We start from the raw sequence: 22,666 nt of genomic DNA on the forward strand, positions 1-22,666 counted from the left end.
TAACACGTCTATTCAAGGGCATGTATCGCATGAATGCAGCAAAAGCTCTCCTTCCTCTCGCCGCCTCCCTTCTGCTCTCCGGCTTGCTGGTCGGCACCGCAGCCACAGCAGCCGATGCCCCGAAGGTCGTCGTTTCCATCAAGCCTATCCACTCGCTTGTCGCCGCCGTCATGCAAGGAGTGGGCACGCCGGATTTGATCGTAGACGGTGCGGCCTCGCCGCATACCTATGCGATGAAGCCTTCGAATGCCCGCAGCCTCCAGCAGGCGCAGGTGGTTTTCTGGGTCGGTCCGGGCATGGAAGTTTTCCTGCAGAAGCCTCTCGGCTCTCTTAGCTCCAATGCCACCGTCGTCGAACTCGATCAGGCGCCCGGCATCGCCAAGCTCAAGTTCCGAGAAGGCGGCGCGTTCGAGCCGCATGACGACGGCGACGAGCCGGCCGCCGGCGAAAACCACGCCCATGATCATGACGATCACGACCATGGCGAATTCGATACCCACCTCTGGCTCGATCCGCACAACGCCAAGGCGATGGTGGCGGAGATCACTACGTCGCTGGTCGCAGCCGATCCCGCCAATGCGCTGACCTATGAAGCCAACCAGAAGGCGTTGAACGAGAAGCTCGATGCCCTGGACACGGAGATCGCCTCAACGCTCGCGGCGGTGAAAGACAAGCCCTTCATCGTCTTTCACGATGCCTATCAGTATTTCGAGCATCGCTACGGCGTGCGCGTTGCCGGCTCGATCACGGTCAGCCCGGAAACCATTCCCGGCGCACAGCGCGTTGCAGAAATCCACAGCAAGGTCACCGATCTCGGCGCCACATGCGTTTTCGCCGAACCGCAATTCGAACCGAAGCTGGTCAAGGTGGTGCTGGAAGGCACATCCGCGAAATCGGGCGTCCTCGATCCAGAAGCCGCAACACTGCCGCAAGGCCCGGATCTCTACTTCGATCTGATGCGCGGCATCGCAAACTCCCTGAAAAACTGCCTTTCAGCGCAAGGCTGAATATCGCCGGAGGAAGCGAGCCCATTGCTCGCTTTTTTCAGAACAAATTATGTAATGATATTACATTACAAAGAGGCTGCCATGAACAAGAAGCTCCCGGTCACCGTCCTTTCCGGTTTCCTCGGCGCCGGCAAGACGACGCTGCTCAATCATATCCTCAATAATCGCGAGGACCTGCGCGTCGCCGTGATCGTCAACGACATGAGCGAGGTGAACATCGATGCGGCTCTGGTGCGCGACGGCGGCGCCAATCTTTCCCGCACGGAAGAGCAGCTTGTCGAAATGACCAACGGCTGCATCTGTTGCACGCTGCGCGATGACCTCCTGAAGGAGGTCCGCCGGCTAGCCGAGCAGGATCGTTTCGACTATCTGCTGATCGAATCGACCGGTATTGCCGAGCCCCTGCCCGTAGCCACGACCTTCGAGTTCCGCGACGAAGACGGCAGCAGCCTTTCCGACATTGCCCGGCTCGATACCATGGTGACGGTCGTCGACGCGACCAACCTTCTGACCGATTACGGATCGACCGATTTCCTTGCCGACCGCGGCGAGACCGCAGGCGACGGCGACAACAGGACCATCGTCGACCTGCTGGTCGAACAGATCGAGTTCGCCGATGTCGTCATCCTCAACAAGATCGGCTCGGCAACGGCAGAACAGCGCGACGCCGTCCGCAAGATCATCGTCGGACTCAATCCCGATGCGCGGCTCATCGAGGCCGATTTCGGCGCCGTTGAGCCGGCGGAAGTGCTCGGCACCGGCCGTTTCGATATCGACCGCGCCGAGACGCATCCGCTTTGGTACAAGGAATTGCACGGTTTCAATGACCATGTTCCAGAAACAGAGGAATACGGCATCCGCTCCTTCGTCTATCGCGCGAAGAAACCGTTCGATCCCATGAAGTTCCAGGCATTTATCAACCGCTCCTGGCCGGGCGTCGTGCGCGCCAAGGGCTTCTTCTGGCTCGCGACGCGCCCCTATCATGTCGGCGAGATGAGCCAGGCAGGCGCACTGGTCCGCACGAACAGGATGGGCCTGTGGTGGGCCGCAGTACCGCAGGACCAATGGCCGCGCGATCCCTCATTCAAGCAGGCTCTTTCGCCCTATCTCGATCCGGTCTGGGGCGACCGCCGTCAGGAACTGGTCTTCATCGGCGCCGATCCGATGAACCAACGGCAGATCGTTGCAGAGCTCGATGCTTGCTTGATCGAAACGGACCGATTCACGCCGGAGCGTTGGCGCGATCTGCCGGATCCCTTTGCGAGCTGGAGCAAGCCAACGACATGAAGAAGCCGAAGGTGATCCGTTTCCGCTGCTATTGTGTGGAATGCGACGCCGGCGACAAGCCGAGAGACAATGCTTTGCAGGCCGCCGCGGCAGAACCGGATCGAAACAATATCGGAGAAGACGAACAGCGCCCGCCACCGGCGGTGGATTCAGTCGAAAAAATGCTGTTTGGAGCCTGAGCGCGAGTTCAGGCCATCAGCATGCTGGTAGGAACGACGCCGGCTTCGTGCACGACGAGCAATGCGCCGATCACCTCCGCCTTGGCGCGGAGCGGCGTCATGCTGCAGTGGAGAACCTTGCCTTGCTCGGTCTGGCGATAGGACGGATAGATGCATTCCACCTTTTCGCCGGCAAAGCAGGCATCGAGCTTCACCTTCACATTGCCTTCGAAATATTCGGAGCCGACGAATTCGGATATGTGCCGCCCGACGAGCTCCATCTGTTTCGATTTCAGAAACTCCGAATTCGCCGCATTACTATAGAGATAGCGATAGTCGCGCGTAACGACGGCAACGCGATCCGGCAGGCTGTTGAGGATGACGTCGTTCAAGACACTGCTCTCATCGAAGCCGAAAAGCTCGTCAGGCTCCTCTCTCTTGGTCGAAAATGCCATCAAGACGTCGGTGGCGGCTTCATTGGCGCCGCCGAAATAACGGTCGATCAGCACGGAAAGCGATGCCGAATTGCGCATGACGCGCGTCCGGTCGTCCGATTCTTCTCGGATAAGATTGTTCAGGAATTGCAGCTGCATGTAGATTTCAAGCAGACTGGTGGCCTTATAGGCCAAAATAGCCGCAATAAGTGGCTCCAGCTCGCTATCAAGCGAATCGACAAGCTCGTCGTCACCAAGTTTTATTGCGCGCTGAATCTGACTGCATTTCGTGGAGAAGGCATGAAAGAGTGCCAGCAAATTGCCCTCCTGTCCTTGACCATAGTCAAACACCAAGGCCTCGTTCCCGGCGTTGCCATGCCCAAGGATATTCAGTTTGGTGTCCGCTATCTCACCAAACTTTCTGGTCTATGAATTATCATGACTTACCCTGCGTTTCAATCCGGATGAGCGGAACTTCTCCACAAAGGAGTATTTCCAAAATGAAGGGGTATCGGAAGGCGATCATTCCCTGGAGGCAGGAGAAGACGCCTGTGCTTTTCACCACCGAACGGCGGGACAGGGAGCTTAGAAAACCGCGTCCTTGATGTTCCAGCGATCATGATACCAGAGCCATTGTTCTGGATGTTCCCTCACCCAGCCCTCGACCTTGTCGTTCAGCATTTGCGCGGTTGCGGTCAGATCCAGACCGCCCTGTTCGTTGTATGGCAATTCCAGCTTCGGCTCGATCTCCAGCCTGTAGCGATTGCCAGGCAGGCGGATGCAACGGGCCGGATAAACCTCGCAATTGAATTGGCGCACCAGCTTCGGCAGCAGCGGATTTGTCTTGACGTCACGGCCGAAGAACAAGGTCTTCAGGCCCTTGCGGAATTTCTGGTCGACCAGCACGCCGACACCGCGCCCCGCTTCCAGCTCTCTGGCAAGACTGAAAGAAGAGCCGGCATGCGACGGCACCAGCTTGCCCATGCGCTTTGCGCGGAAGTCGAAAACCTTCTCCGCCACGTAGGGATTGTTCGGCGGACGAAAGAGCACCGTCACCGTCAGGCCAAACGCGGCCCCTGCGACGGGCAGCAGTTCGAAATTGCCGGTATGGCCGGTAAAGACGATGAACGGCCGCGGATTGTCCCTGAGATCGAGGAAGATCGGAATGCCTGAAACTTCGACGCGGCCCGGCTTGTCGCTATGGGGATCGAAATCGAACAGCCGGTCGAGAAAAACATATTCCGCCGCGAGCCGCCCCATATTGCCCCAGCTCGCCAGTGCGATCTCAGCGATCTCCGCCTCGCCCTTTTCCGGAAAAGCGTTGCGCAGGTTGGTCAGCATCAGCCTGTGCCTGCGCAAGCGCGGGCCGATCTTGCGGGTCAGCCAATCGGCAAATTTAGTACCGCCGTCGGCCGGAAACAGCTTGAGGAAATTCAGAAAGCCGAAAATGACCTGCGCCACCAGCCATTGCCGGAAATTTCTGAGCGCAAGGACAATCCGGGTGATGAAGAGCTTCACGCGGCTCAATCCATCTTCAGGATAATCTTGCCGAAGATCTGACGCGATTCCATTCGCTCCAGCGCCCGGTCGATATCGCTGAAGCTCACTTCGGTGTCGATGACCGGATGAACGAGCCCGCGCGCCATCTTCTGCATGGCGTTGGCCATGTTCTCCATGCGGCAGCCGAAGGAGCCGAGCAGCTTCAACTGCTGCTGGAACAGCATCATCAGGTTCATTTCGGTGGAAACGCCCGAGGTCGAACCGCAGGTGACAAGACGACCGCCGCGCTTCATGCAGAGCATCGAGCCCGCCCAGGTGTCCTTGCCGACATGTTCGAAAACGACGTCGACGCCCTTCTTCTTCGTCAGCTTGCGCACGACGCCCTCGAAGCGGTCGGTGCGATAGTTGATGACGTGATCGGCGCCCAGGGCCTTCGCCTTCTCGATCTTGTCGTCGGAGCCGACCGTGGTGATGACGGTGCAGCCGATCTTCTTGGCAAGCTGGATGGCGGCCGTGCCGATGCCCGAGCCGCCGGCATGAACGAGGATCGTTTCGCCCGGCTCAAGCTTGGCGTTGTCGAACAGCATGTGCTCGACGGTCCCGAAGGTCACGGGGGCCAGTGCCGCGCCAACGGCATCGACGCCGGGAGGTGCCGGAACCAGCAGGCGTGCCGGCAGGTTGACCTTCTCCTGCGCGAAGCCGTCGAGATGGAAGCCATGCACGCCACCGACATGTTCGCAGAGATTGTCGCGGCCTTCGCGGCAATGACGGCAGAGGCCGCAAGTGCGTGCGCCGTAGATCGACACAAGCTGGCCCGGCAGCACGTTGGCAACGCCCGGCCCGATCGCTTCGACAACGCCGGCAGCCTCGGCACCGATGACGAGCGGCATCTTGCGCTTGGCGAATGCCATGCCGCGCCAGCCCCAGACATCGATATGGTTGAGCGCGACAGCCTTGACGCGTAGCGTCACTTCGCCAGCGCCCGGCGCCTCCGGCTCGGGCAGATCGGTGATCTCAAGTTTGCGGTCGTCGATCAGTTGCAAAGCACGCATGGCAAAGTCCTTCGCCCCTCGGGCGCAGTTATCGTTTGTTATTCAAAGGTTCGATTAAGCCGGTTCAAGCGCCATGACAAGGCTGGCGTTCTGACCGCCGAACCCGAAAGAGTTCGAAAGAACGGCATTCACCTGCTTTTCACGTTTCTTGTTCGGCACCACGTCGAGGATGATCGACGGATCCGGATTGTTATAGTTGATGGTCGGCGGCAGCATGCCCGACAGCATGGTCTGCAGCGAGAACACAGCTTCGACGGCACCCGCCGCCGTCAGCGTATGACCGATCATCGACTTGTTCGACGATACCGGAATGGTCGGAAGCCGCTCGCCGAAGACGGCGGACATCGCGCCATATTCCATCTTGTCGTTCTCCGGCGTCGAGGTGCCGTGAGCGTTGATATAGCCGATGTCGGTCTCTGCCATGCCGGCATCGGCCAGCGCGGCGCGGATCGTCGCAATCGCCGGGCCACCATCGGGCGAAGACCGCGTGCGGTGGAAGGAGTCGGCCTTGTCGCCTGCGCCCTTCATGATGCCGAGAATCTTGGCGCCGCGGGCAACCGCCGCCTCGAGCGATTCCAGCACCAGCGTCGCCGCGCCTTCGGCGATGACGAAACCGTCGCGGTCCTTGCTGAAGGGCTTGGAGGCCTTGGTCGGCGGGTCGTTCTGGGTCGAGAGAGCCGACAGCAGCGAGAAGCGGATCAGCGCCTCGGCGCTGAGCGAGCCGTCGGTCGCAACAGTCAGCGCCCGCGTCGTGCGTCCCTGACGGATCGCTTCGATGCCGAGCTGGATTGCGGTGACACCCGATGCACAGGCAGTCGACAATGTTACCGGCAAGCCACGCGTACCGAAGCGGTCAGCCAGACGCTCCGAAATGGCGCCGAAAAGTGCTGCCTCGTGGAAAGCGGGATCCGGGCGCTGGCGCATGGCAGCAAGGAAGCGCTCATAGGCGTCACCTTCGTGCTCTGCCGGCGGCGAACGGTCGGCCAGCGCAAAGCGGGCGCTCCATTCCGGCTCGATCGGCGGCGCTGCAAGGAAGAGCGGCGCGTCGAAATCGCCGGAGATACCGGCTTGGGCCAGAGCTTCGATCGTCGTCTCGCGGGCAAACGCATAGGAGCGTTCGACTGCATTCGGAGCCGGGATATCGATAAAATCCACCGTGCCGGCGATGCGCGTCGAAAGCCCGTCGGTCGGGAAGCGCGTTATATTGTGAATGCCTGAAACGCCCGAGGAAAGCGCGTTCCAATTGTCCTCGAGACCCTGGCCGAGCGAGGTGATGATACCCATACCGGTGACGGCGACGATCGGGCGTCCAAGATGATCCTTGTAGGCGGATGCGGTCATGATGTTGGTCCTCACGCTTCAGCTGACAGTACGGCGATGCCTTCGCCGCGTACATGGCCAACAGTCGTTACAACAGCATTACGTGTACCGGCCGCCATAGTTTTTTCATGCGCGCCATCGAATGGCGGCACCTTGGCCTGATTGGCCACGGCCAGCGCTGCAAAAGCGATCCCGAGCGGGAACTGGGCTTCCAGCCCATGGCCGGAAATGCCGGAATAGGCGCGAATGGGTGAGTTTGGAATCTGCGCCTCAAGCACCGCCTTCTCGCGCTTGGCAAGATCGTGGATCGCCGTCGTGCCGGAAAAGACGATGCTCGCCTCGCCGTCCGCCTGCTTGGCGGGCGCCAGCATGCGCTCAAGCCGCGCTTCGAACTTGCCCTCATCGCGGCGGCCGCGGTCACCCTCGACCGAATCGATGGTTGCATAGATCCGAGCGCCTCGACCTTCGGCATGGGCGCGCGATTCGAGCACCAGGAAGGCGCTTACCGAACCCATGATCATGCCGCCGCCGTCTTCCGGCTTGCGCGACCAGAGGGGATGCCAGTCGCCGATCGCATGTGCATTGATCGATTCGATGAGCAGGATCATGTCCAGCCGCTCGGCCGAGAAGGCCGCACCCACCAGCGCATGGCTCGATTCGCCGGACTTGATGCGGTGGAAAGCAGTCTCGACGGCGGAAACGCCGGAGGCTTCTTCACCCATGAAAGTCCGCGAGGAGCCGGTGACCTTGTGGACGATCGAGATATTGCCGGCGAGCAGGTTCGAAAGCTGGGCCAGAAACAGCGTCGGCCGCAGTTCCGTCGTCAGCTTCTCGTTCAGCAAGAGTTCGCGGTCGTTGCGCTTCAGGCCTTCGTTGACGATCAACGTGTCGACATTGATATCGCGTTCACCCCCGCCGGCAGCAACGATCATGTCCATGGTGCCGCAGGCTTCGAGATCATCCTTGAAACCGGCATCGTCGAGCGCCAGACCGGCGGTGAAGACGCCGATACGCTGCCAGTTTTCCATCTGGCGCTGATCGCCGCGCTTCGGGATCTGTTGCGACCAGTCGATCTCCGGCAACGGATGTACCGGGTAGGGCCTGAATTTCTCGGTTTCGACGATGGTCGGCGGCGCCTTGTCGGCAGTCAGCAGAGCCACATGCGCATCCTTGCCGACACCCTGACAGGTGACGATGCCGACACCCGTGATCACCACATCATTCTGAGCCTTGCTCATTCATCAATCCTCTTCGAATGCGGCACCCGCAAAGCCGGCAGCGTCAACCGTTCCTGGCGATGGCGTCGAGAAGCCCGATCTCGCCTGCCCGCTTGCGCACGATATCGCCGAGCGGCACCTCATTAAACGGCATGGTGCGCAGCTTCAACTGCGCATCGCAAACCTTCTTTCCGGCAATGGTGATCCGCGCCTTGGTGACGGCAAATCCCGAACCCTCGTGCTCCAGATCCGCTTCGATGTCGAGTTCGGCCTCCGGTTCGACGAAGGTGCGCATCTTGGCACCGTCCACCGACATCAGGAACGGCATATAGGCAAACTTCGTCGCAGCAAGCACCAGCATGCCCGAAGCCTGCGCCATCGTCTCGATCAGGAGAACGCCGGGCACGAGCGGCATGCCCGGAAAATGGCCTTCGAAAACCGGGCTCTTCGCCGGAACGACGGAACGCGCCTTCAACAGGCCCTTGGACAGATCGACGGATTCAACCTTGTCGATCATCTGGAAATATTCCAGCAGCATCAACGCCTCCGCTCCAAACCCGCAACGCAAGATGCCACGGGCGGAATACGCTATTTAAGAATGAAACCGCCCGGCCGCCAGATTCAAGGGCGGCTGGGCGTCAAAAAAGTGCAAGGATTTCGCTCAGCCCTTGGCGGCGCGCAACTCGTCGATCTTGGCACAGAGGTTCTTCAGCACGAAGTACTCTTCGGTGGAAACCTTGCCTTCGTTGACTTCCTGCGTCCACTGTTCCAGCGGAATCTTGATGCCGAACTCTTTGTCGATGGCGAAGACGATATCCAGGAAGTCCAGGCTGTCGATGCCAAGGTCGTCGATCGTGTGGCTATCCGGAGTGATCGTCTCGCGGTCGATTTCGCTGGTTTCAGCGATGATGTCGGCAACTTTGTCAAATGTAGCAGTCACTGCCCATACCTCTTGAAATAATAATTCAATCCCCCTCATAGGGAAATCCATTCCAAAAGCCAATGGTTTCCACCAGAAACCCCGGCAATTTGGCAGGACACTGTTGCGCAAACAGCAAAACGACGCTTGCGCCGCGACTTAAAAGGATCGCAGCGGACATGCGTGCAAGATGCGGCAGCATTGCGGCCAGCCGCATCTTGCATGCATGTCCGCAGATCGGATTGGTCACTCGCTGATGACGATACGCGTATTGTGGAGCCCTACGTCGGACGCCAGCGCGAAAAAGGTTGCTGCATTGTGCGTTTCCAGCCGCACGCAGCCATGCGATGCCGGCCTGCCGAGATGCCTGACCTCGTAGGTGCCATGAACGGCGTAACCGCCATTGAAAAACACCGCGTAGGGCATCGGCGCATCGTCATATTTCTTCGAACGGTGATCCTTTGAAAGCCATTTCGCAGTATAGGAGCCAATCGGCGTGACATACCCCTTGCGGGCTGTCGATACCTTCCAGCGATACTTGAAAACACCGTCCTCGGACACGGTCATCGTCTGCGAGCGAAGATCGACAGTCGCAAGAACGGTTCCTGCATTTGCCGAGCCGACGTGCAGCTGCGTACAAAGACATGCTATAGTGGCTACTGCTACATATTTCATCTCATCCCCTCCGGCTGTTTGCTTCTTCGTGAAGCAATTCAGACGATGGGAAAGCTTAACAGCAGGCCAATTATACCAAATTAATACGTATAGTGAGCAATCTATTAATTGAAACGGCAGGTTACAATAAGATCAGGAATCCCATGAAGGCGAGGAATGTTAGAACCGAGCACGCCGAATAGAAAATGGTGATGCCGGCTTCGATATCGCTGACGGTGGCAGTATCCCGGCCGGCGCCGTTGATCATCGGTTCGCGCACCAGCTCGCCGCCGTAGATGCGCGGTCCTGCGAGCTGTATGTCCAAAGCGCCGGCCATGGCCGCTTCCGGCCTGCCGGAATTGGGCGAGCGATGCAGGCCGCCATCCCTCACGGCAACGCGGATCGCATTGCCGAGTGCGGAGATCCCGCGCTTTGCGAGTGCGCCAACGGCGATCAGCAGGATAGACAGCCGTGCCGCGGGCCAGTTCGCAACATCGTCCAGCTGCGCAGCGGCACGACCGAAATCGATATAGGTTTCCGATTTGTGGCCGATCATCGAATCAGCCGTGTTGAGCATCTTGTAGAGGAACAGGCCCGGCAGGCCGAAAAGGCCGTACCAGAGCGCAGGCGCGACGACACCATCGGAAAAATTCTCGGCGAGGCTCTCGATCGCCGCCCGGCAGACACCAGGCTCATCCAGGGTCTCGGGATCACGGCCGACGATGCGCGAAACGGCAAGACGACCGCCTTCCAGTCCGTTGGTTCGCAAGGCCTGCGACACCTCGCCGACATGATCGCCCAGGCTTTTTTGCGCGAGAAACACGGCAACGAGCGCGGCCTCAATCAATATGCCGAGCCAGCCGAAGATGGCGAGGAATCCATGCACTACCCAGCCGATGATCGCAGCACCCATCAGCAGCGCGACGATCGACATGAAGCCGTTGCGACGGCGAAGCACGCCGGAGAGATGCTTTCCATTGAAGCGTTGATCGAAGTAGGAAATCGCCTTGCCGAACAGCACGACGGGATGCGGCAGCCGCTGCCACAGCCAGTCGGGATCTCCGACGATCCTGTCCAGCAGCAGTGCAAGCACGAGAATGAGCAAATGTTCGTCGGCGATCATGTCGAAAAATCCTCAAGAACATGATGCCGAAAAGTGTAAGCGGTTTTCGGCCGACATCATGCTCTACTTATTTGTTTCTGGAGCGGATTCAGATTTTAGGTCGAGCCGCCCTAAAATAATCCGGCTCTAGTACCCCGGCGAGTTTTCGGTCCGCCTCTTCATCCGGAGCAAGGCCGAAGCGCAGCCAGTTGCGCGCATAATCGAACTTGCGGACCAGAATATGGTGGCGGCAGAGATGCGTATATATGCCTTCCGCACGCTCGTCGGCAACCAGCGCGAACAATGCCGTGCCCCCTGCAACATGCAGGCCCGATCTGCGGAGGATTGTCTCCAGCGCGAGGCGACGTTGAAGAATGCGGTCGCGAATGGCGGTCGTATCGCTCCCCATCAAAGACGTTGCGATCGACAGCGCCGGACCGGACACAGCCCAGGGGCCGAGCCAATCCTCGAAGCGAGCCATGATCGAAGCCTCGGCAATGACGAAGCCAAGCCGCAAACCGGCCATGCCGAAGAATTTGCCGAAGGATCGGAAAATGATGAGGCCCGGCATGGAGGCAGCATATGGCGCGACGCTCGCGTCCGGCTCGACATCGCCGAATGCTTCGTCAACCAGAAGAATGCCGCCCGTTTGACGTTGCCTTTCATACAAATCGCGCAGGCGATCGACCGGCAGCATCCGCCCATCCGGATTGTTGGGATTGACGACGACGACGAGTCTGTCATCCGCCGTCAGATCGGCGATCGTTGCGACCTGGCGAACCCGCAGGCCGGCGAGCGTGAAGGCGCGGGCGTATTCACCATAGGTCGGCGACAGGATGGCAACGCTTCCACCGGTCACGAGCCTGGGAAGCAGCTGGATGACCGATTGCGTACCCGGAACCGGCAAGGGCAAGATGTCGCCGCTGCGGTAATAGCTCCTCGCCGCCTCGCGCGCCCGCTCCTGCAGATACTGATCCGGTAGCCGATGCCAGGCCGAAACGGGCACCTCCGGCAAGGCAACGGGATTGGGATTGATGCCGGTCGACAGATCCAGCCATTCTTCCGGCCGGCCGCCATAGTGACGCGCTGCCGCGGTGATGCCGCCACCATGCGCGATCTTGTTCGTCATGCCGCATCACCGGCAATATCGATCAGGTGCATATAGGAACCGGCGACATTGGCGCGCTGCAGGCCTGCTGCACCAAGATCGGTGCCGAGTGCATCCTTGACGGCGAACAGCCGATCCGCCTCGCCTTCCGAAACGATGGTCGAATAGTGAAACTCATGTGCCGTCATCGGCTTTTCGAAAAAAGAGCCTCCAAGCGGCGTCACGCGGCGATAGCCCAGATGACGCTTGCGATTCTCGTAGCTGGTGACAACAGGCAAGAGGCCGAGCATGCCGTGACGCGTCCCGGCAGCATCCACCAAGCCTTCGCCAAGCACCATGTAGCCGCCGCATTCGCCGTAGATTCGCACCCCGCGCGCTGCCGCGTCCTTCATCCCGGCCTGGAATTGAAGGGCATTGGCAAGCTTTCCCGCATTCAGTTCGGGATAGCCGCCGGGCAGATAGATTGCGTCCGCATCGGCCGGCGGCGCCTCGTCTGCCAAGGGGGAAAAGAAGGAGATTTCGGCGCCGCGCCGTCGCCAGCCCAGCAGCATGTGCTCGTAGCAGAAAGCGAACGCTACATCGCGTGCCACTGCGATGCGCTGGCCGAATGGCATCAGACGCGCGATGTTGGCAGCCGATGGATGCACGACATTCTGCTGCGCGGCTCTGAGCAGCAGGTCGAAATTGCAGGCCTCGGATACGATGCCGGCCGCAGATTCGATGAAATGCTCCAGCGCGGCATGCTCTCCGGCCTGTACAAGCCCGAGATGCCTTTCCGGCAGCGCCAGGCTCTTGTGATTGCCGATGGTGGCGAAAATAGGCATCCGTACCGCGTCCAGCGCACGGCGCAGCATTCCCTCATGTCTCTCGCTGGCGACACGATTGAGCACGACGCCCGCAATGCGGGTATCGGCGCGGAAGTTGGCGAAGCCGCTGACGACGGCCGCAACCGAATGCGACATGCGCGAGACATCGACGACGAGGACGACGGGAAGATTGAGCAGGGCCGCAAGATCAGCGGGCGTGCCGGAGCCGTCGGCGGCACCGTCGAATAGCCCCATCATCGCTTCGATGACGAGCATCCGTCCACCGCCGCGATGAAGCGCCGAATTGGCGGATATGAGTTCGGGACGCATGGCCCAGGGATCGAAATTGAGGCAGGGCGAACCTGCGGCCGCCGCATGAAAGGCGGGATCGATGTAATCGGGGCCGGCCTTGCCGGATGCGACGGCAACACCCCTTCGCCGCAGCGCTCTCAATAGGCCGAGCGTGAATGTCGTCTTCCCGGAACCCGATGCAGGGGCGGCAATCAGCAGGCCGCTCATGCCGACACCTTATGGCCGTCGCCCGCCCGCCCCTCCTTCACCGGCAGCAGCTTGCGGCCGGAAAGAGCGCCGAGCCAATCGAGGGAGGGCCGCAATTTCACGGCGTTGCCGACGACGACGATGGCCGGCGGTTGGAGGCCGGAGGCCTCGATGTCGGCGGGCGCGCGCCCAAGCGTCGTTTCCAGCACCTGTTGCGAGGGCGTGGCGGCATCGCAGACGAAAGCCACCGGCTCATCCGGCGAACGGCCAGCCGCAATGAGATTGGCACTGATCTGGGCGATATGTTTCATCGCCATATACATGACGATGACGGGCGATCCCTTGCCGATCGCATCCCAGTTGATCGCATCGGGCACGAGGCCTGACGAATCATGGCCGGTCAGGAAGGTAACGGCATGATTGACGTCGCGATGGGTGACCGGAATGCCGGCATAGGCAAGACCGCCGATACCCGCGGTGATCCCCGGAACGATCCGGAAGGGAACGCCATGCTCGACCAAGGTCAGGGCCTCCTCGCCGCCGCGCCCGAAGACGAACGGATCGCCGCCCTTCAGGCGCAGAACACGTTTGCCGGCGCGCGCCAACTCCACGAGACGCAAGGAAATATCCCGCTGCTTGGCCGAAGGCTTGCCGCCGCGCTTGCCGGCATATTCAAACACCGCACCCGCGTGGGCAAGCTTCAGGCAGTCTTCGTTTACCAGCGCGTCATGCACGACGACATCGGCCTCGGCCAGCCCCTTGGCCGCCAGCAGGGTCAATAGCCCTGGATCTCCCGGCCCTGCCCCTACAAGCCAAACGGTGCCCGGTTCTAACACCGGCAGATTGGAAAATACGGTATCGCTCATCCACTTGTCCTATGCCCGGATGGGCGAAATTGCAATGTTGAGAACGGGATAAGACGGCGGCGGCAGGCCGAATGGCATGCCGCTGCATCGCGCGGCCTTCCGGCTGCCGTCATGCCTGGAAACTCAAACAATCACACGGCAAGCACGAATAATGACGGCTCCTCGGAGGCGGAGATTGCGAAGAGGACCCAAGTGCCCTCTTCGCATCGCGCTCAGTGCTTGACCTTGCCCAGGATCACGTCGCGGATCAGATCGAGAACCTGCTGCGAACGAATGCCCGTGCAGGCGATCTGGCTCGGCAGATTGTCCCAATCGCCCGGCGGAAAGCGTCTGCCGTCCTGCTTGATAACAGTCTGGCCGTCGGCGATGCCGCCGCAGACGACGCGCATCGATCCCTCGATCGTGTCGAACAGCTCAGGCGCTACCACATAGACGCAGGCGCAGCTGTCATGAACCATCATGCCGTCTTCGACGGCGTGCTTGTAGAAATCGATGTAGGATTGCGACAGGTCGGCCAGCAACTGCACGGACGGACCGCCCGCCTTTGCCATATCGGCCAGATAGCTGCGGCTCATGGTCGTCACCGACGTCACGTCGAGACCGACGACGACAACCTTCCAGGCGCCCGTCATGACGAAATCGGCAGCTTCCGGGTCGCCGTGAATATTGGCTTCTGCGACCGGAGACACGTTGCCCGGCACGTAGAAATTGCCGCCCATGATGACGACGCCCTTCACAAGCGAGGCAATCTCGGGATCATGTTTCAGCGCCAGCGCCAGATTGGTCATGCGGCCGACGGCAACGAGGGTCACCTCGCCCGGATTGGCGCGAACAGTGTCGATGATGAACTGATAGGCTTGCCGCGGATCGGTCGGCAGATCGATGGTCTCTGGCACATCGATATCGCCGAGGCCGTTATCGCCATGAACCATCGTCGGCCAAGGGCGTTCATGCCGCGAAGGATCGAAAGTGACGCTGGCGCCGCGTGCCACCGGGCACGGAATATTCCACTCGCGCTTCAAGAACAGCGCATTGCGGGTCGTCGTATCCACGGAGGCATTGCCGAAAACCGTCGTCACGCCCAGAAGATCGATATTCGGGTGACGATGCAGGAAGAGAAGCGCCATGGCGTCATCGACGCCCGGATCCGTATCATAAATGACCTTGTGCATGATTTTTCCTTACCAACATACTGAATAAGCTTGATCTTCCCGAAATTTCTCCCGTCGCGGATCATGCTTGAACTACTGGAATACACGAGTTCCGCCGACGGCGAAATGCCACCGTGAGATCGCACGGATCATTTGCGGGAGTTGCGGCGCGATTTTGGTGCTCAGCCAATCCTGGCGATCGCAGCCGTGGCAAAACCGGACTTTATCTTGGGAAGCGCGAGTTCCGCATCCAGACCGGCGGCCGCCAATGCAGCCGCTTCGGCAACGCCGTGGCAACCGACATGCGCGAAGACGAGCTCGGAAGGGTTCTTCAGGCGAGGCGTCTCCCGTTCGAGCGCGGCGGCTTCGAAGAAGCGCAGCGGCAGACGAAAATGAGCGGCAACCTCAAGGATGGCGGGCTCCTCGATGCGGGCGTCGATGGAAGCCACCGCCAGAACCTGCTCGCTTCCAATGCCAATTTCCTGGAAGGCCCTTTCGGCCAGCGCGCGGACGTCGTTCCAGTCCGTGCCGCGCTCGCAGCCCAGACCGAGAATGTAGCGGCGAGTGGAATTAGCATATGTCAGCATAGTCGCTCTCCGGCGGCGAAGACAGGCATCAAAGCTCTAACGCATGTCGCGCAAAAGGGTGCAGCGGTTTTGCGACAATGACATGCGCAAAATCAAAGGCCTAAAGCGCAGGAAGCGAATCTGAAAGATCGCGATGCGCTTTAGCCATCCATCTCGGCCTCGTCAATTTTGACCGTTGTGTCCCGCAGACAATTGCCTTGGCGTCTTCGGAATGCAAGAAGGCGTTTCATTTCAGCCCCAGAGTTCCCGCCTTGTACGACGTTACCCTCCAGATCCTGCTTCTGCTCTTTGCTGCCGCCTTCTTTGCCGGCTTCGTCGATTCCATTGCTGGCGGCGGCGGCCTGGTGACCGTGCCGGCCATGCTGCTCGCGGGCATACCGCCCCTGCAGACGCTCGGCACCAACAAAGTGCAATCGATCTTTGGCTCGGCCTCGGCAACCATCGCCTATGCGCGGCAGGGACATGTGCAGCTTCGCGAACAGCTGCCGATGGCGCTGATGGCCGTCATCGGCGGCATGTTCGGCGCGATGCTGGCGACGGTGATGCCGAGCGATGTCCTGCGCACCATCCTGCCCTTCCTGCTGATCGCCATCGCGCTCTACTTTGCCGTCAAGCCCAATCTCGGCGACGTCGAAAAACACAGGCGCATGAGCGCGGGCCTCTTCGGCGTGACGCTCGTGCCGCTGCTCGGCTTTTACGACGGTGCGTTCGGCCCCGGAACCGGCTCATTTCTGATGCTGGCCTTCGTGACGCTCGCCGGTTTCGGCCTTTTGAAAGCGACGGCGCATACGAAGCTGCTCAATTTCGGTTCGAACCTCGGCAGCCTGATCGTGTTCATCGTCTCCGGCGCCATCCTCTGGAAGGTCGGGCTGGTCATGGGGGTCGGCCAGTTCTTCGGTGCCCAGGTCGGCTCGCGGCTTGCCATGCGCATTGGCGCCAAGCTGATCAAGCCGCTGCTGGTCGCCGTCTGCATCGCCTTTGCAGTCAAGCTGCTGGCGGATCCCGCTCATCCCGTACGCATGTGGCTCGGGCTCTAAGACCGGGCTTTGATTACCTCTGACGTAATTGATACTGCTTCGGTACGCGCCGATGATCGCCCTGCCTGAACGGTTCAGGCGATCCAAAGGAGTTGACCGATGACTGACGCAAACATCATTGCAGACCGCTATATCGCCATCTGGAACGAGGCCGATGCCGAACGCCGTCGTGCGCTCATTGCCGAGGCATGGACCGAAAACTGCAGCTATATCGACCCGATGATGCGCGCCGACAATCAGGAGCAGATCCATGCGCTGGTCACGGCGGCGCATGACCGCTTCCCCGGCTTTCGCTTCACCCTGATCACCGACGGCGACCGCCACGGCGACAACCTCCGCTTTTCCTGGGGCTTCGGTCCCGCCGATGCCGAGCCGCTGATCAAGGGCACGGATTTCGCCATTCTGGAAGGCGAGCGGCTCAAGTCCGTCCACGGCTTCATCGATCAGCTGCCGGCTGCCGCATGATCAACCCGGGCCGCTCTTTAGGCGACCATCTGCGCGAATGGCGGCAGCGACGCCGCCTCAGCCAGCTCGAATTCGCCCTTGAAGCCGATATATCGCAACGGCATCTGAGCTTCATCGAGAGCGGGCGCTCGCTTCCAAGCCGCGAGATGCTGATGCATCTCGCAGAACGGCTCGGCGTGCCGTTGCGCGAGCGCAATCCGATGCTTCTGGCGGCTGGATTTGCCCCGGTCTTTCCCGAACGCAAGCTGGATGATCCGGCGCTTGCTCCGGCACGACGCGCGATCGACATGCTCTTGAAGGGGCACGAACCCTTCCCGGCCCTGGCAGTCGACCGGCACTGGACGCTGGTCGCCGCCAATGCCGCCGTCACGCCGCTTCTCGCCGGTGTCGTCGATACCTCGCTGACCGAGGGGCCGATCAACGTCCTGCGGCTCAGTCTCCATCCACAGGGCCTGGCGCCTCGGATCGCCAATTTGGCCGAATGGCGCGCGCATCTGCTGGAGCGCCTGCGCCAGCAGATATCGGCAACCGGCGATCCCGTCCTGTCGAAGCTGTTGGGCGAATTGTCGGTCTATCCTGCACCGGCAATACAGAAATCACCAGCCCCGGAGCGAGATTTCGCAGGCATCGCAGTGCCCCTCGAGCTTGTCACCGATGCGGGACAGCTTTCCTTTCTCTCGACGACGACCGTCTTCGGAACACCTGTCGATGTCACGCTATCGGAACTCGCGATCGAATCCTTCTTCCCCGCAAACGCGCAGACCGCGGAAGCGCTGAGGACGATGCTGCCAGGCAGCTGAAAGTTCGGCCGGCGGTCAGAATTCGACGCCCGGCTGCCCCTTGATACCCGAGCGAAAGGGATGCTTGATCAATTCCATCTCGGTGACAAGATCGGCAATCTCGATCAGCTCTTCCTTGGCGTTGCGGCCCGTCAGGACCACATGCGTCATGTAGGGTTTCTCGGTCTTCAGAAATTCGAGCACTTCGTTGATGTCGAGATAATCGTAACGCAGCGCGATATTGATTTCATCAAGCAGTACCATCGAGTTCTGCTCGTCGCGGATCAGCTCCTTGGCTTTTTCCCAGGCGGCAGACGCCGCCGCCACATCGCGGGCGCGGTCCTGCGTTTCCCAGGTGAAGCCTTCGCCCATCGTATAAAACTGGCAGAGATCGGAGAAATGCTTCTCGATCAGGTCACGCTCGCCGGTCCACATGGCGCCCTTGATGAACTGGACAACGGCGCTGGGCTTCCCATGGGCGATGTGGCGAAAGATCATGCCGAAGGCGGAAGAAGATTTTCCCTTGCCCTTGCCGGTGTGGACGATGATCAGACCCTTCTCATCGTTTTTTGTCGCCATGATCTTGTCGCGGGCGGCCTTCTTTTTGGCCATTTTGTCGGCGTGACGGACATCGTCGTTCTTCGGTGCGCCCGTGCCGGTTTCGGCCAGTTCGTCGCTCATTGCATGCTCCCTGATATGATCGATTTTTGTGCCAGCGGGCCGCCGCGCCAGAGATAGAGCGCGACAAGCGGCTCATCTTCCGTCCGCATGGCATGGCGGATATTCGACGGGTGGTGGATGATCTCGCCCGACCAGCGCGGCAGGAATGGCTGGCCATCCTTGCTCCACAGCGAACCGTCGATCAGAGGGATATAGATTTCCTCGGCCGTATGGTGATGATCCGGATAATGCACCTTTGGGCCAAGCAACAGGAAGCCACCGGCCATCTCCTCGCTTGCGAAATGCCCTCGCGTGCCGAAAAGCTCGACCCAGCCATATCGCTGCAGAAAATCTCCGCCGAAATCGGTGATGCTGTACGTCTGGGCCCAGTGCAGCATATCCGCTGCATTCGTGAGCCTCTCGAACAGGGCTCCTTCAGCCCCGTTGCCTGGGCGATCGAGCGCACCAAGATAGGCGAGGACAGGCAGGTCGTGCGGCGCAAGCACTCGCTCTGTCATCGACCAGGCAAAACCCTGAATGAAATGCTGCAGCGTCGGATCGCTGCGCGACAGGAGATAATCCCGAAAGGCCACGAAAAGCTCGTCGACCGCACTCATGCCGCCACCTCCTTGCCGTCCTTCAGGCTTTCCAGATCGAATCTCGCCGAATTGCTTCTCGGCGTCCAGAGCTTGCGATCGATCGCCTCCAGCAAACGCTCCCGCAGGTCCCGAAGTGCTGCCGGGTTCTTCTCCGCCATGAAGTCGCGCACGCGCTGATCGACGACGAAAGCCTGATAGACGGCTTCGAAATGATGATTGCGCACCGCGCCGGTCGTCGCGGCAAAAGCGAAGAGATAGTCCACCGTTGCGGCGATCTCGAAGGCGCCCTTGTAGCCGTGGCGCATGATGCCCTCGATCCACTTGGGATTGACGACGCGCCCGCGCACGACCCGGCCGATCTCCTCTTCGAGGGAACGGATCACGGGCTTTTCCGGCCTTGAATGGTCGTTGTGATAGATCGAGGGACGCGCACCGCCAAGCTGCTCGGCTGCCGCCACCATGCCGCCCTCGAACTGATAATAGTCGTCGCTATCAAGCAGATCGTGCTCGCGATTGTCCTGGTTCTGCACGACAGCCTGGATCGAGCGCAATCTTTCCTCGAAGACGCCACGCTCGGCTCTGCCTTCCTCGCCTGCGCCATAGGCATAGCTGCCCCAGACGAGATAGGCTTCGGCCAGATCGGCGCGCCGCTCCCAGCCCTTCTCATCGATGAGCGCCTGCAGACCGGCTCCGTACGCCCCCGGCTTGGAGCCGAAGATCCGATAGCCGGCCCGGCGGCGGGCGGAGGCCTTGTCGAGGCCGGCTGCTTCAAGCCGCGCGATCTCGCCCCGCATGCGCGCCGCAATTGGATTGTCAGCCGCATCCTCATCAAGCGCGCCGACGGCGCGGATTGCCTTGTCGAACAGGGCGATCTGCTCGGGAAAGGCGTCACGGAAAAAGCCGGAGATGCGCAGCGTGACGTCAACACGCGGCCGCCGCAGCATGGCGGGCGGAATGATCTCGTAGCCGGTGACGCGGCGCGATGTCATATCCCATACGGGCTTGACGCCGATCAGCGCCAGCGCCTGCGCGACATCGTCACCGCCCGTGCGCATGTTCGACGTGCCCCAGGCGGTCAGCCCGAAGGAAACCGGCCATTCGCCATGGTCCTGAACGTAGCGGCGGATCAGCAATTCGGCTGATTTCTTGCCAAGCTCATAGGCCGCCGGCGTCGGCACGGCGCGGCTGTCGACCGAATAGAAGTTCCGCCCCGTCGGCAGAACATCCGGCCGGCCACGGGTCGGCGCACCGGAAGGTCCGGGCGGAACGAAACGGCCGTCGAGACCTTTGAGCAGAGCCGAGATTTCCGCATCGCCGCAGGCGAGGATGGACGGCTGGAGTTTTGAGGCAATCTCGTCCAGAACCATGCGAGTGTTTGGCCAATCCTCCGGGCAGGCTATGTCGCCATCCACGAGTTTTGCGGCCAGAAGCTCGATACGCTCGACGGTATCGCCTTGGGTGCGCCAGGGAGCCTCTGAAACATTTTGGAGGATTGACGGGCGTGGGCCGGTCCACTCTGCGGCCATGTCGCAATCCAGTGGGTCGAATTGTTTGCTCGGAGAGTTACCCCCCTCTGTCAGCTTCGCTGACATCTCCCCCACAAGGGGGGAGATTGGGGGGAGTATGCCGCTCGCCTTTTCCAATTTATCGCGAACCACGGCAACGGATTCGATAGCCATTTGAGGCGATGTCGTGCCACGGGCCATCAATCTCCCCCCTTGTGGGGGAGATGTCGCGTCAGCGACAGAGGGGGGTATCGCACTCTCCCCACCCTCCAAAGCATCCCGCGCAATCGCCCGCTGCAGGCTCTGATCGCCACCCTCGCCCAACCCGCGCGGCACCCGCGCCAGCGCCACGGTCAAATCCGTCAACAGCCGTCCGGAGGGCGAAACGCCGAAGATATGCAGGCCATCTCGGATCTGCATTTCCTTGAGATCGCAGAGATAGGCGTCGAGCTTGCGCAACGCCTCGTCTTCACCCTCGCCCTTGGCGATGCCGGCATCCTGATCGAGACCGATATCGGCGACGAGGTCGAGGATCTGCTTGCGAAGCAGACGGATGCGGCGGGGATCGCCGCCCGAAGCCTCGTAATATTCGTCGACCAGCGCCTCAAGATCCTTGAGCGGGCCATAGCTTTCGGCGCGCGTCAGCGGCGGCGTCAGGTGATCGATGATGACAGCGCTCGTGCGGCGCTTGGCCTGCGTGCCCTCGCCGGGATCATTGACGATGAAGGGATAGAGGTTCGGCAGCGGCCCGAGGATCGCTTCGGGGTAGCAGGTTTCCGACAGCGCCAGCGCTTTGCCCGGCAGCCATTCGAGATTGCCGTGCTTGCCCATGTGGATGACCGCACGCGCATCGAAGGAACGGCGCAGGAAGGCATAGAAGGCGAGATAGCCGTGCGGCGGCACGAGATCTGGAGAGTGGTAGCTCTCCTTCGGATCGATGTTGTAACCGCGCGCCGGCTGGATGCCGACAAGCACCTCGCCGAAGCGAGCGAACGGCAGGGCAAAGCCGCCATCGATCGCGTAGGGATCCGCCTCCGGTTCGCCCCAGCGCGCCCCGATCTCATCGTGAATCTGCTTGGGAAGCGACGAGAAGAAATCCCTGTAGTCGCTGAAGGAAAGCGTCTCGCGAACGATGCAGCCATCATGCCCCGCATTTGTCGGGCCTTCCGCCAGATGCCGCATCAGCGCATCGCCATCGGCAGGCAGATCGGCAACGCTATAGCCCGCAACCTGCATCGCCTTCAGCAGCTCAATCGTACCGGCCGGCGTATCGAGGCCGACGCCATTGCCGAGGCGCCCATCGCGATTGGGATAATTCGCCATGACCAGCGCGACACGGCGATCGCCGGGCGGCGTATTGCGCAGCCGCGCCCAATTGGCGGCGAGCCGTGCGGTATAGCGCATGCGATCCTCAAGCGGTTCGCTGGCGACGATATTGGCCTCGACCCGTTCGTCATAACGAGCCGCTGCTTTGAAGGACACGGCACGGGCAAGAACACGGCCATCGACCTCGGGCAGTGCCACGTTCATGCCGAGATCGCGCGCCGAAAGCCCTTGCGCGGACGCCTCCCAGGCTTCCTTGGACGAAGCCGAGAAGATTGCTTGAAGAACGACAGCCTCACCCGTTTCGAGAACCGTCGCCTGACGATCCGCGCCCGGCGCCGACACGGCAAAGCCGGTGGCATTAATGACCACACCCGGCTTCAGCTCGGTAAAGACGCTTTCGAGAATACCGACGGACACGGCGTCCTTGAGGCTATAGGCAAAGACCGGTAGCGGTCGCATGCCCTCGGCGATGAGCGCCTCTATCATGGCTTCGACGGGTTTGGTTTCACCGCTCTGTACAAGAGCACGGTAGAAAGAAATGGCGACGGTCGGGGGTTCGAATCCTGCAGGGATTGCCATCTGCTCCAAATCGACGGCAGCGTCCGGCGACTGCTTCAAAGGAGAGTTTC

General features: G+C 60.8%; 23 protein-coding genes. 6 read left to right on the forward strand and 17 right to left on the reverse strand.

Annotated elements, in window-relative coordinates:
- Positions 1–29 precede the first annotated feature (29 nt).
- The 3 genes from znuA (at position 30) to RHSP_RS03915 (ending at position 2,473) form a co-directional block, all read left to right on the forward strand.
- Entirely contained in the window at positions 30–1,007 is a 978-nt protein-coding gene (gene znuA, locus RHSP_RS03905) for a zinc ABC transporter substrate-binding protein ZnuA (RefSeq protein ID WP_037149524.1), read from the forward strand.
- Positions 1,008–1,088: 81 nt separating this feature from the next.
- Positions 1,089–2,294, forward strand: a complete 1,206-nt coding sequence (zigA, locus tag RHSP_RS03910) for a zinc metallochaperone GTPase ZigA (protein WP_037149487.1) — start codon at positions 1,089–1,091, stop codon at positions 2,292–2,294.
- Positions 2,291–2,473: a hypothetical protein gene (locus RHSP_RS03915; protein WP_037149489.1), complete on the forward strand. Its 183-nt coding sequence runs from the start codon at positions 2,291–2,293 to the stop codon at positions 2,471–2,473. Before zigA ends, RHSP_RS03915 begins: the two co-directional genes overlap by 4 nt.
- An 8-nt stretch (positions 2,474–2,481) precedes the next feature.
- On the opposite strand, the gene RHSP_RS03920 is transcribed toward RHSP_RS03915, so the two are convergent.
- From RHSP_RS03920 to RHSP_RS03985, 14 genes are all read right to left on the reverse strand, one after another.
- Positions 2,482–3,204, reverse strand: coding sequence for a PAS domain-containing protein (locus RHSP_RS03920; RefSeq protein WP_037149492.1), 723 nt, complete (start codon positions 3,202–3,204; stop codon positions 2,482–2,484).
- Positions 3,205–3,471: 267 nt separating this feature from the next.
- Positions 3,472–4,404 carry a lipid A biosynthesis lauroyl acyltransferase gene (locus RHSP_RS03925; RefSeq protein ID WP_004109344.1) on the reverse strand — a complete coding sequence of 311 codons (933 nt, stop codon included), beginning with the start codon at positions 4,402–4,404 and terminating at the stop codon, positions 3,472–3,474.
- Positions 4,405–4,409: 5 nt separating this feature from the next.
- Positions 4,410–5,438, reverse strand: coding sequence for a zinc-binding dehydrogenase (locus tag RHSP_RS03930; RefSeq protein ID WP_004109346.1), 1,029 nt, complete (start codon positions 5,436–5,438; stop codon positions 4,410–4,412).
- Between the two features lie 54 nt (positions 5,439–5,492).
- Complete coding sequence (locus RHSP_RS03935; protein WP_004109348.1) at positions 5,493–6,779, reverse strand: beta-ketoacyl-ACP synthase; 1,287 nt, start codon at positions 6,777–6,779, stop codon at positions 5,493–5,495.
- Positions 6,780–6,790: 11 nt separating this feature from the next.
- Positions 6,791–7,996, reverse strand: coding sequence for a beta-ketoacyl-ACP synthase (locus RHSP_RS03940; RefSeq protein WP_004109350.1), 1,206 nt, complete (start codon positions 7,994–7,996; stop codon positions 6,791–6,793).
- A gap of 43 nt (positions 7,997–8,039) precedes the next feature.
- Positions 8,040–8,513 (reverse strand): 3-hydroxyacyl-ACP dehydratase FabZ family protein, encoded by a 474-nt coding sequence (locus RHSP_RS03945; protein WP_004109352.1) that lies wholly within the window; start codon positions 8,511–8,513, stop codon positions 8,040–8,042.
- A gap of 123 nt (positions 8,514–8,636) precedes the next feature.
- Complete coding sequence (locus RHSP_RS03950; protein ID WP_037149495.1) at positions 8,637–8,915, reverse strand: acyl carrier protein; 279 nt, start codon at positions 8,913–8,915, stop codon at positions 8,637–8,639.
- 225 nt (positions 8,916–9,140) lie between these two features.
- Entirely contained in the window at positions 9,141–9,569 is a 429-nt protein-coding gene (locus RHSP_RS03955) for a L,D-transpeptidase (protein WP_004109354.1), read from the reverse strand.
- Between the two features lie 121 nt (positions 9,570–9,690).
- Positions 9,691–10,671 (reverse strand): adenosylcobinamide-phosphate synthase CbiB, encoded by a 981-nt coding sequence (cbiB, locus tag RHSP_RS03960; protein ID WP_004109355.1) that lies wholly within the window; start codon positions 10,669–10,671, stop codon positions 9,691–9,693.
- 88 nt (positions 10,672–10,759) lie between these two features.
- A complete protein-coding gene (cobD, locus tag RHSP_RS03965) occupies positions 10,760–11,779 on the reverse strand; it encodes a threonine-phosphate decarboxylase CobD (RefSeq protein ID WP_004109356.1) in 1,020 nt (339 codons plus the stop codon).
- Positions 11,776–13,083 (reverse strand): cobyrinic acid a,c-diamide synthase CobB, encoded by a 1,308-nt coding sequence (locus tag RHSP_RS03970; protein ID WP_004109357.1) that lies wholly within the window; start codon positions 13,081–13,083, stop codon positions 11,776–11,778. The genes cobD and RHSP_RS03970 overlap by 4 nt, the downstream gene beginning before the upstream one ends.
- Positions 13,080–13,928 carry a uroporphyrinogen-III C-methyltransferase gene (gene cobA, locus RHSP_RS03975; protein ID WP_004109358.1) on the reverse strand — a complete coding sequence of 283 codons (849 nt, stop codon included), beginning with the start codon at positions 13,926–13,928 and terminating at the stop codon, positions 13,080–13,082. The genes RHSP_RS03970 and cobA overlap by 4 nt, the downstream gene beginning before the upstream one ends.
- Before the next feature lie 212 nt (positions 13,929–14,140).
- Positions 14,141–15,100 carry a nucleoside hydrolase gene (locus tag RHSP_RS03980; RefSeq protein WP_004109359.1) on the reverse strand — a complete coding sequence of 320 codons (960 nt, stop codon included), beginning with the start codon at positions 15,098–15,100 and terminating at the stop codon, positions 14,141–14,143.
- 161 nt (positions 15,101–15,261) lie between these two features.
- Positions 15,262–15,666, reverse strand: a complete 405-nt coding sequence (locus RHSP_RS03985; RefSeq protein ID WP_004109366.1) for a cobalamin biosynthesis protein — start codon at positions 15,664–15,666, stop codon at positions 15,262–15,264.
- A gap of 251 nt (positions 15,667–15,917) precedes the next feature.
- Between RHSP_RS03985 and RHSP_RS03990 the strand changes: the two genes are divergently transcribed.
- From RHSP_RS03990 to RHSP_RS04000, 3 genes are all read left to right on the forward strand, one after another.
- Entirely contained in the window at positions 15,918–16,703 is a 786-nt protein-coding gene (locus RHSP_RS03990) for a TSUP family transporter (RefSeq protein WP_037149500.1), read from the forward strand.
- A gap of 99 nt (positions 16,704–16,802) precedes the next feature.
- Positions 16,803–17,168 carry a nuclear transport factor 2 family protein gene (locus RHSP_RS03995; protein WP_004109370.1) on the forward strand — a complete coding sequence of 122 codons (366 nt, stop codon included), beginning with the start codon at positions 16,803–16,805 and terminating at the stop codon, positions 17,166–17,168.
- The gene (locus RHSP_RS04000; RefSeq protein WP_004109372.1) at positions 17,165–17,968 is read left to right on the forward strand and encodes a helix-turn-helix domain-containing protein; all 804 of its coding nucleotides are present in this window, start codon (positions 17,165–17,167) and stop codon (positions 17,966–17,968) included. The genes RHSP_RS03995 and RHSP_RS04000 overlap by 4 nt, the downstream gene beginning before the upstream one ends.
- A 15-nt stretch (positions 17,969–17,983) precedes the next feature.
- On the opposite strand, the gene cobO is transcribed toward RHSP_RS04000, so the two are convergent.
- The 3 genes from cobO to cobN form a co-directional block, all read right to left on the reverse strand.
- Positions 17,984–18,628, reverse strand: a complete 645-nt coding sequence (cobO, locus tag RHSP_RS04005; RefSeq protein ID WP_004109374.1) for a cob(I)yrinic acid a,c-diamide adenosyltransferase — start codon at positions 18,626–18,628, stop codon at positions 17,984–17,986.
- Complete coding sequence (locus RHSP_RS04010) at positions 18,625–19,224, reverse strand: dimethylsulfonioproprionate lyase family protein (protein WP_004109376.1); 600 nt, start codon at positions 19,222–19,224, stop codon at positions 18,625–18,627. Before RHSP_RS04010 ends, cobO begins: the two co-directional genes overlap by 4 nt.
- Positions 19,221–22,666, reverse strand: a 3,446-nt coding sequence (cobN, locus tag RHSP_RS35060) for a cobaltochelatase subunit CobN (protein ID WP_051074039.1), incomplete at its 5' end; no start/stop codon positions are given. The genes cobN and RHSP_RS04010, both read right to left, overlap by 4 nt.

Source organism: Rhizobium freirei PRF 81, assembly GCF_000359745.1.
Lineage (GTDB): Bacteria > Pseudomonadota > Alphaproteobacteria > Rhizobiales > Rhizobiaceae > Rhizobium > Rhizobium freirei.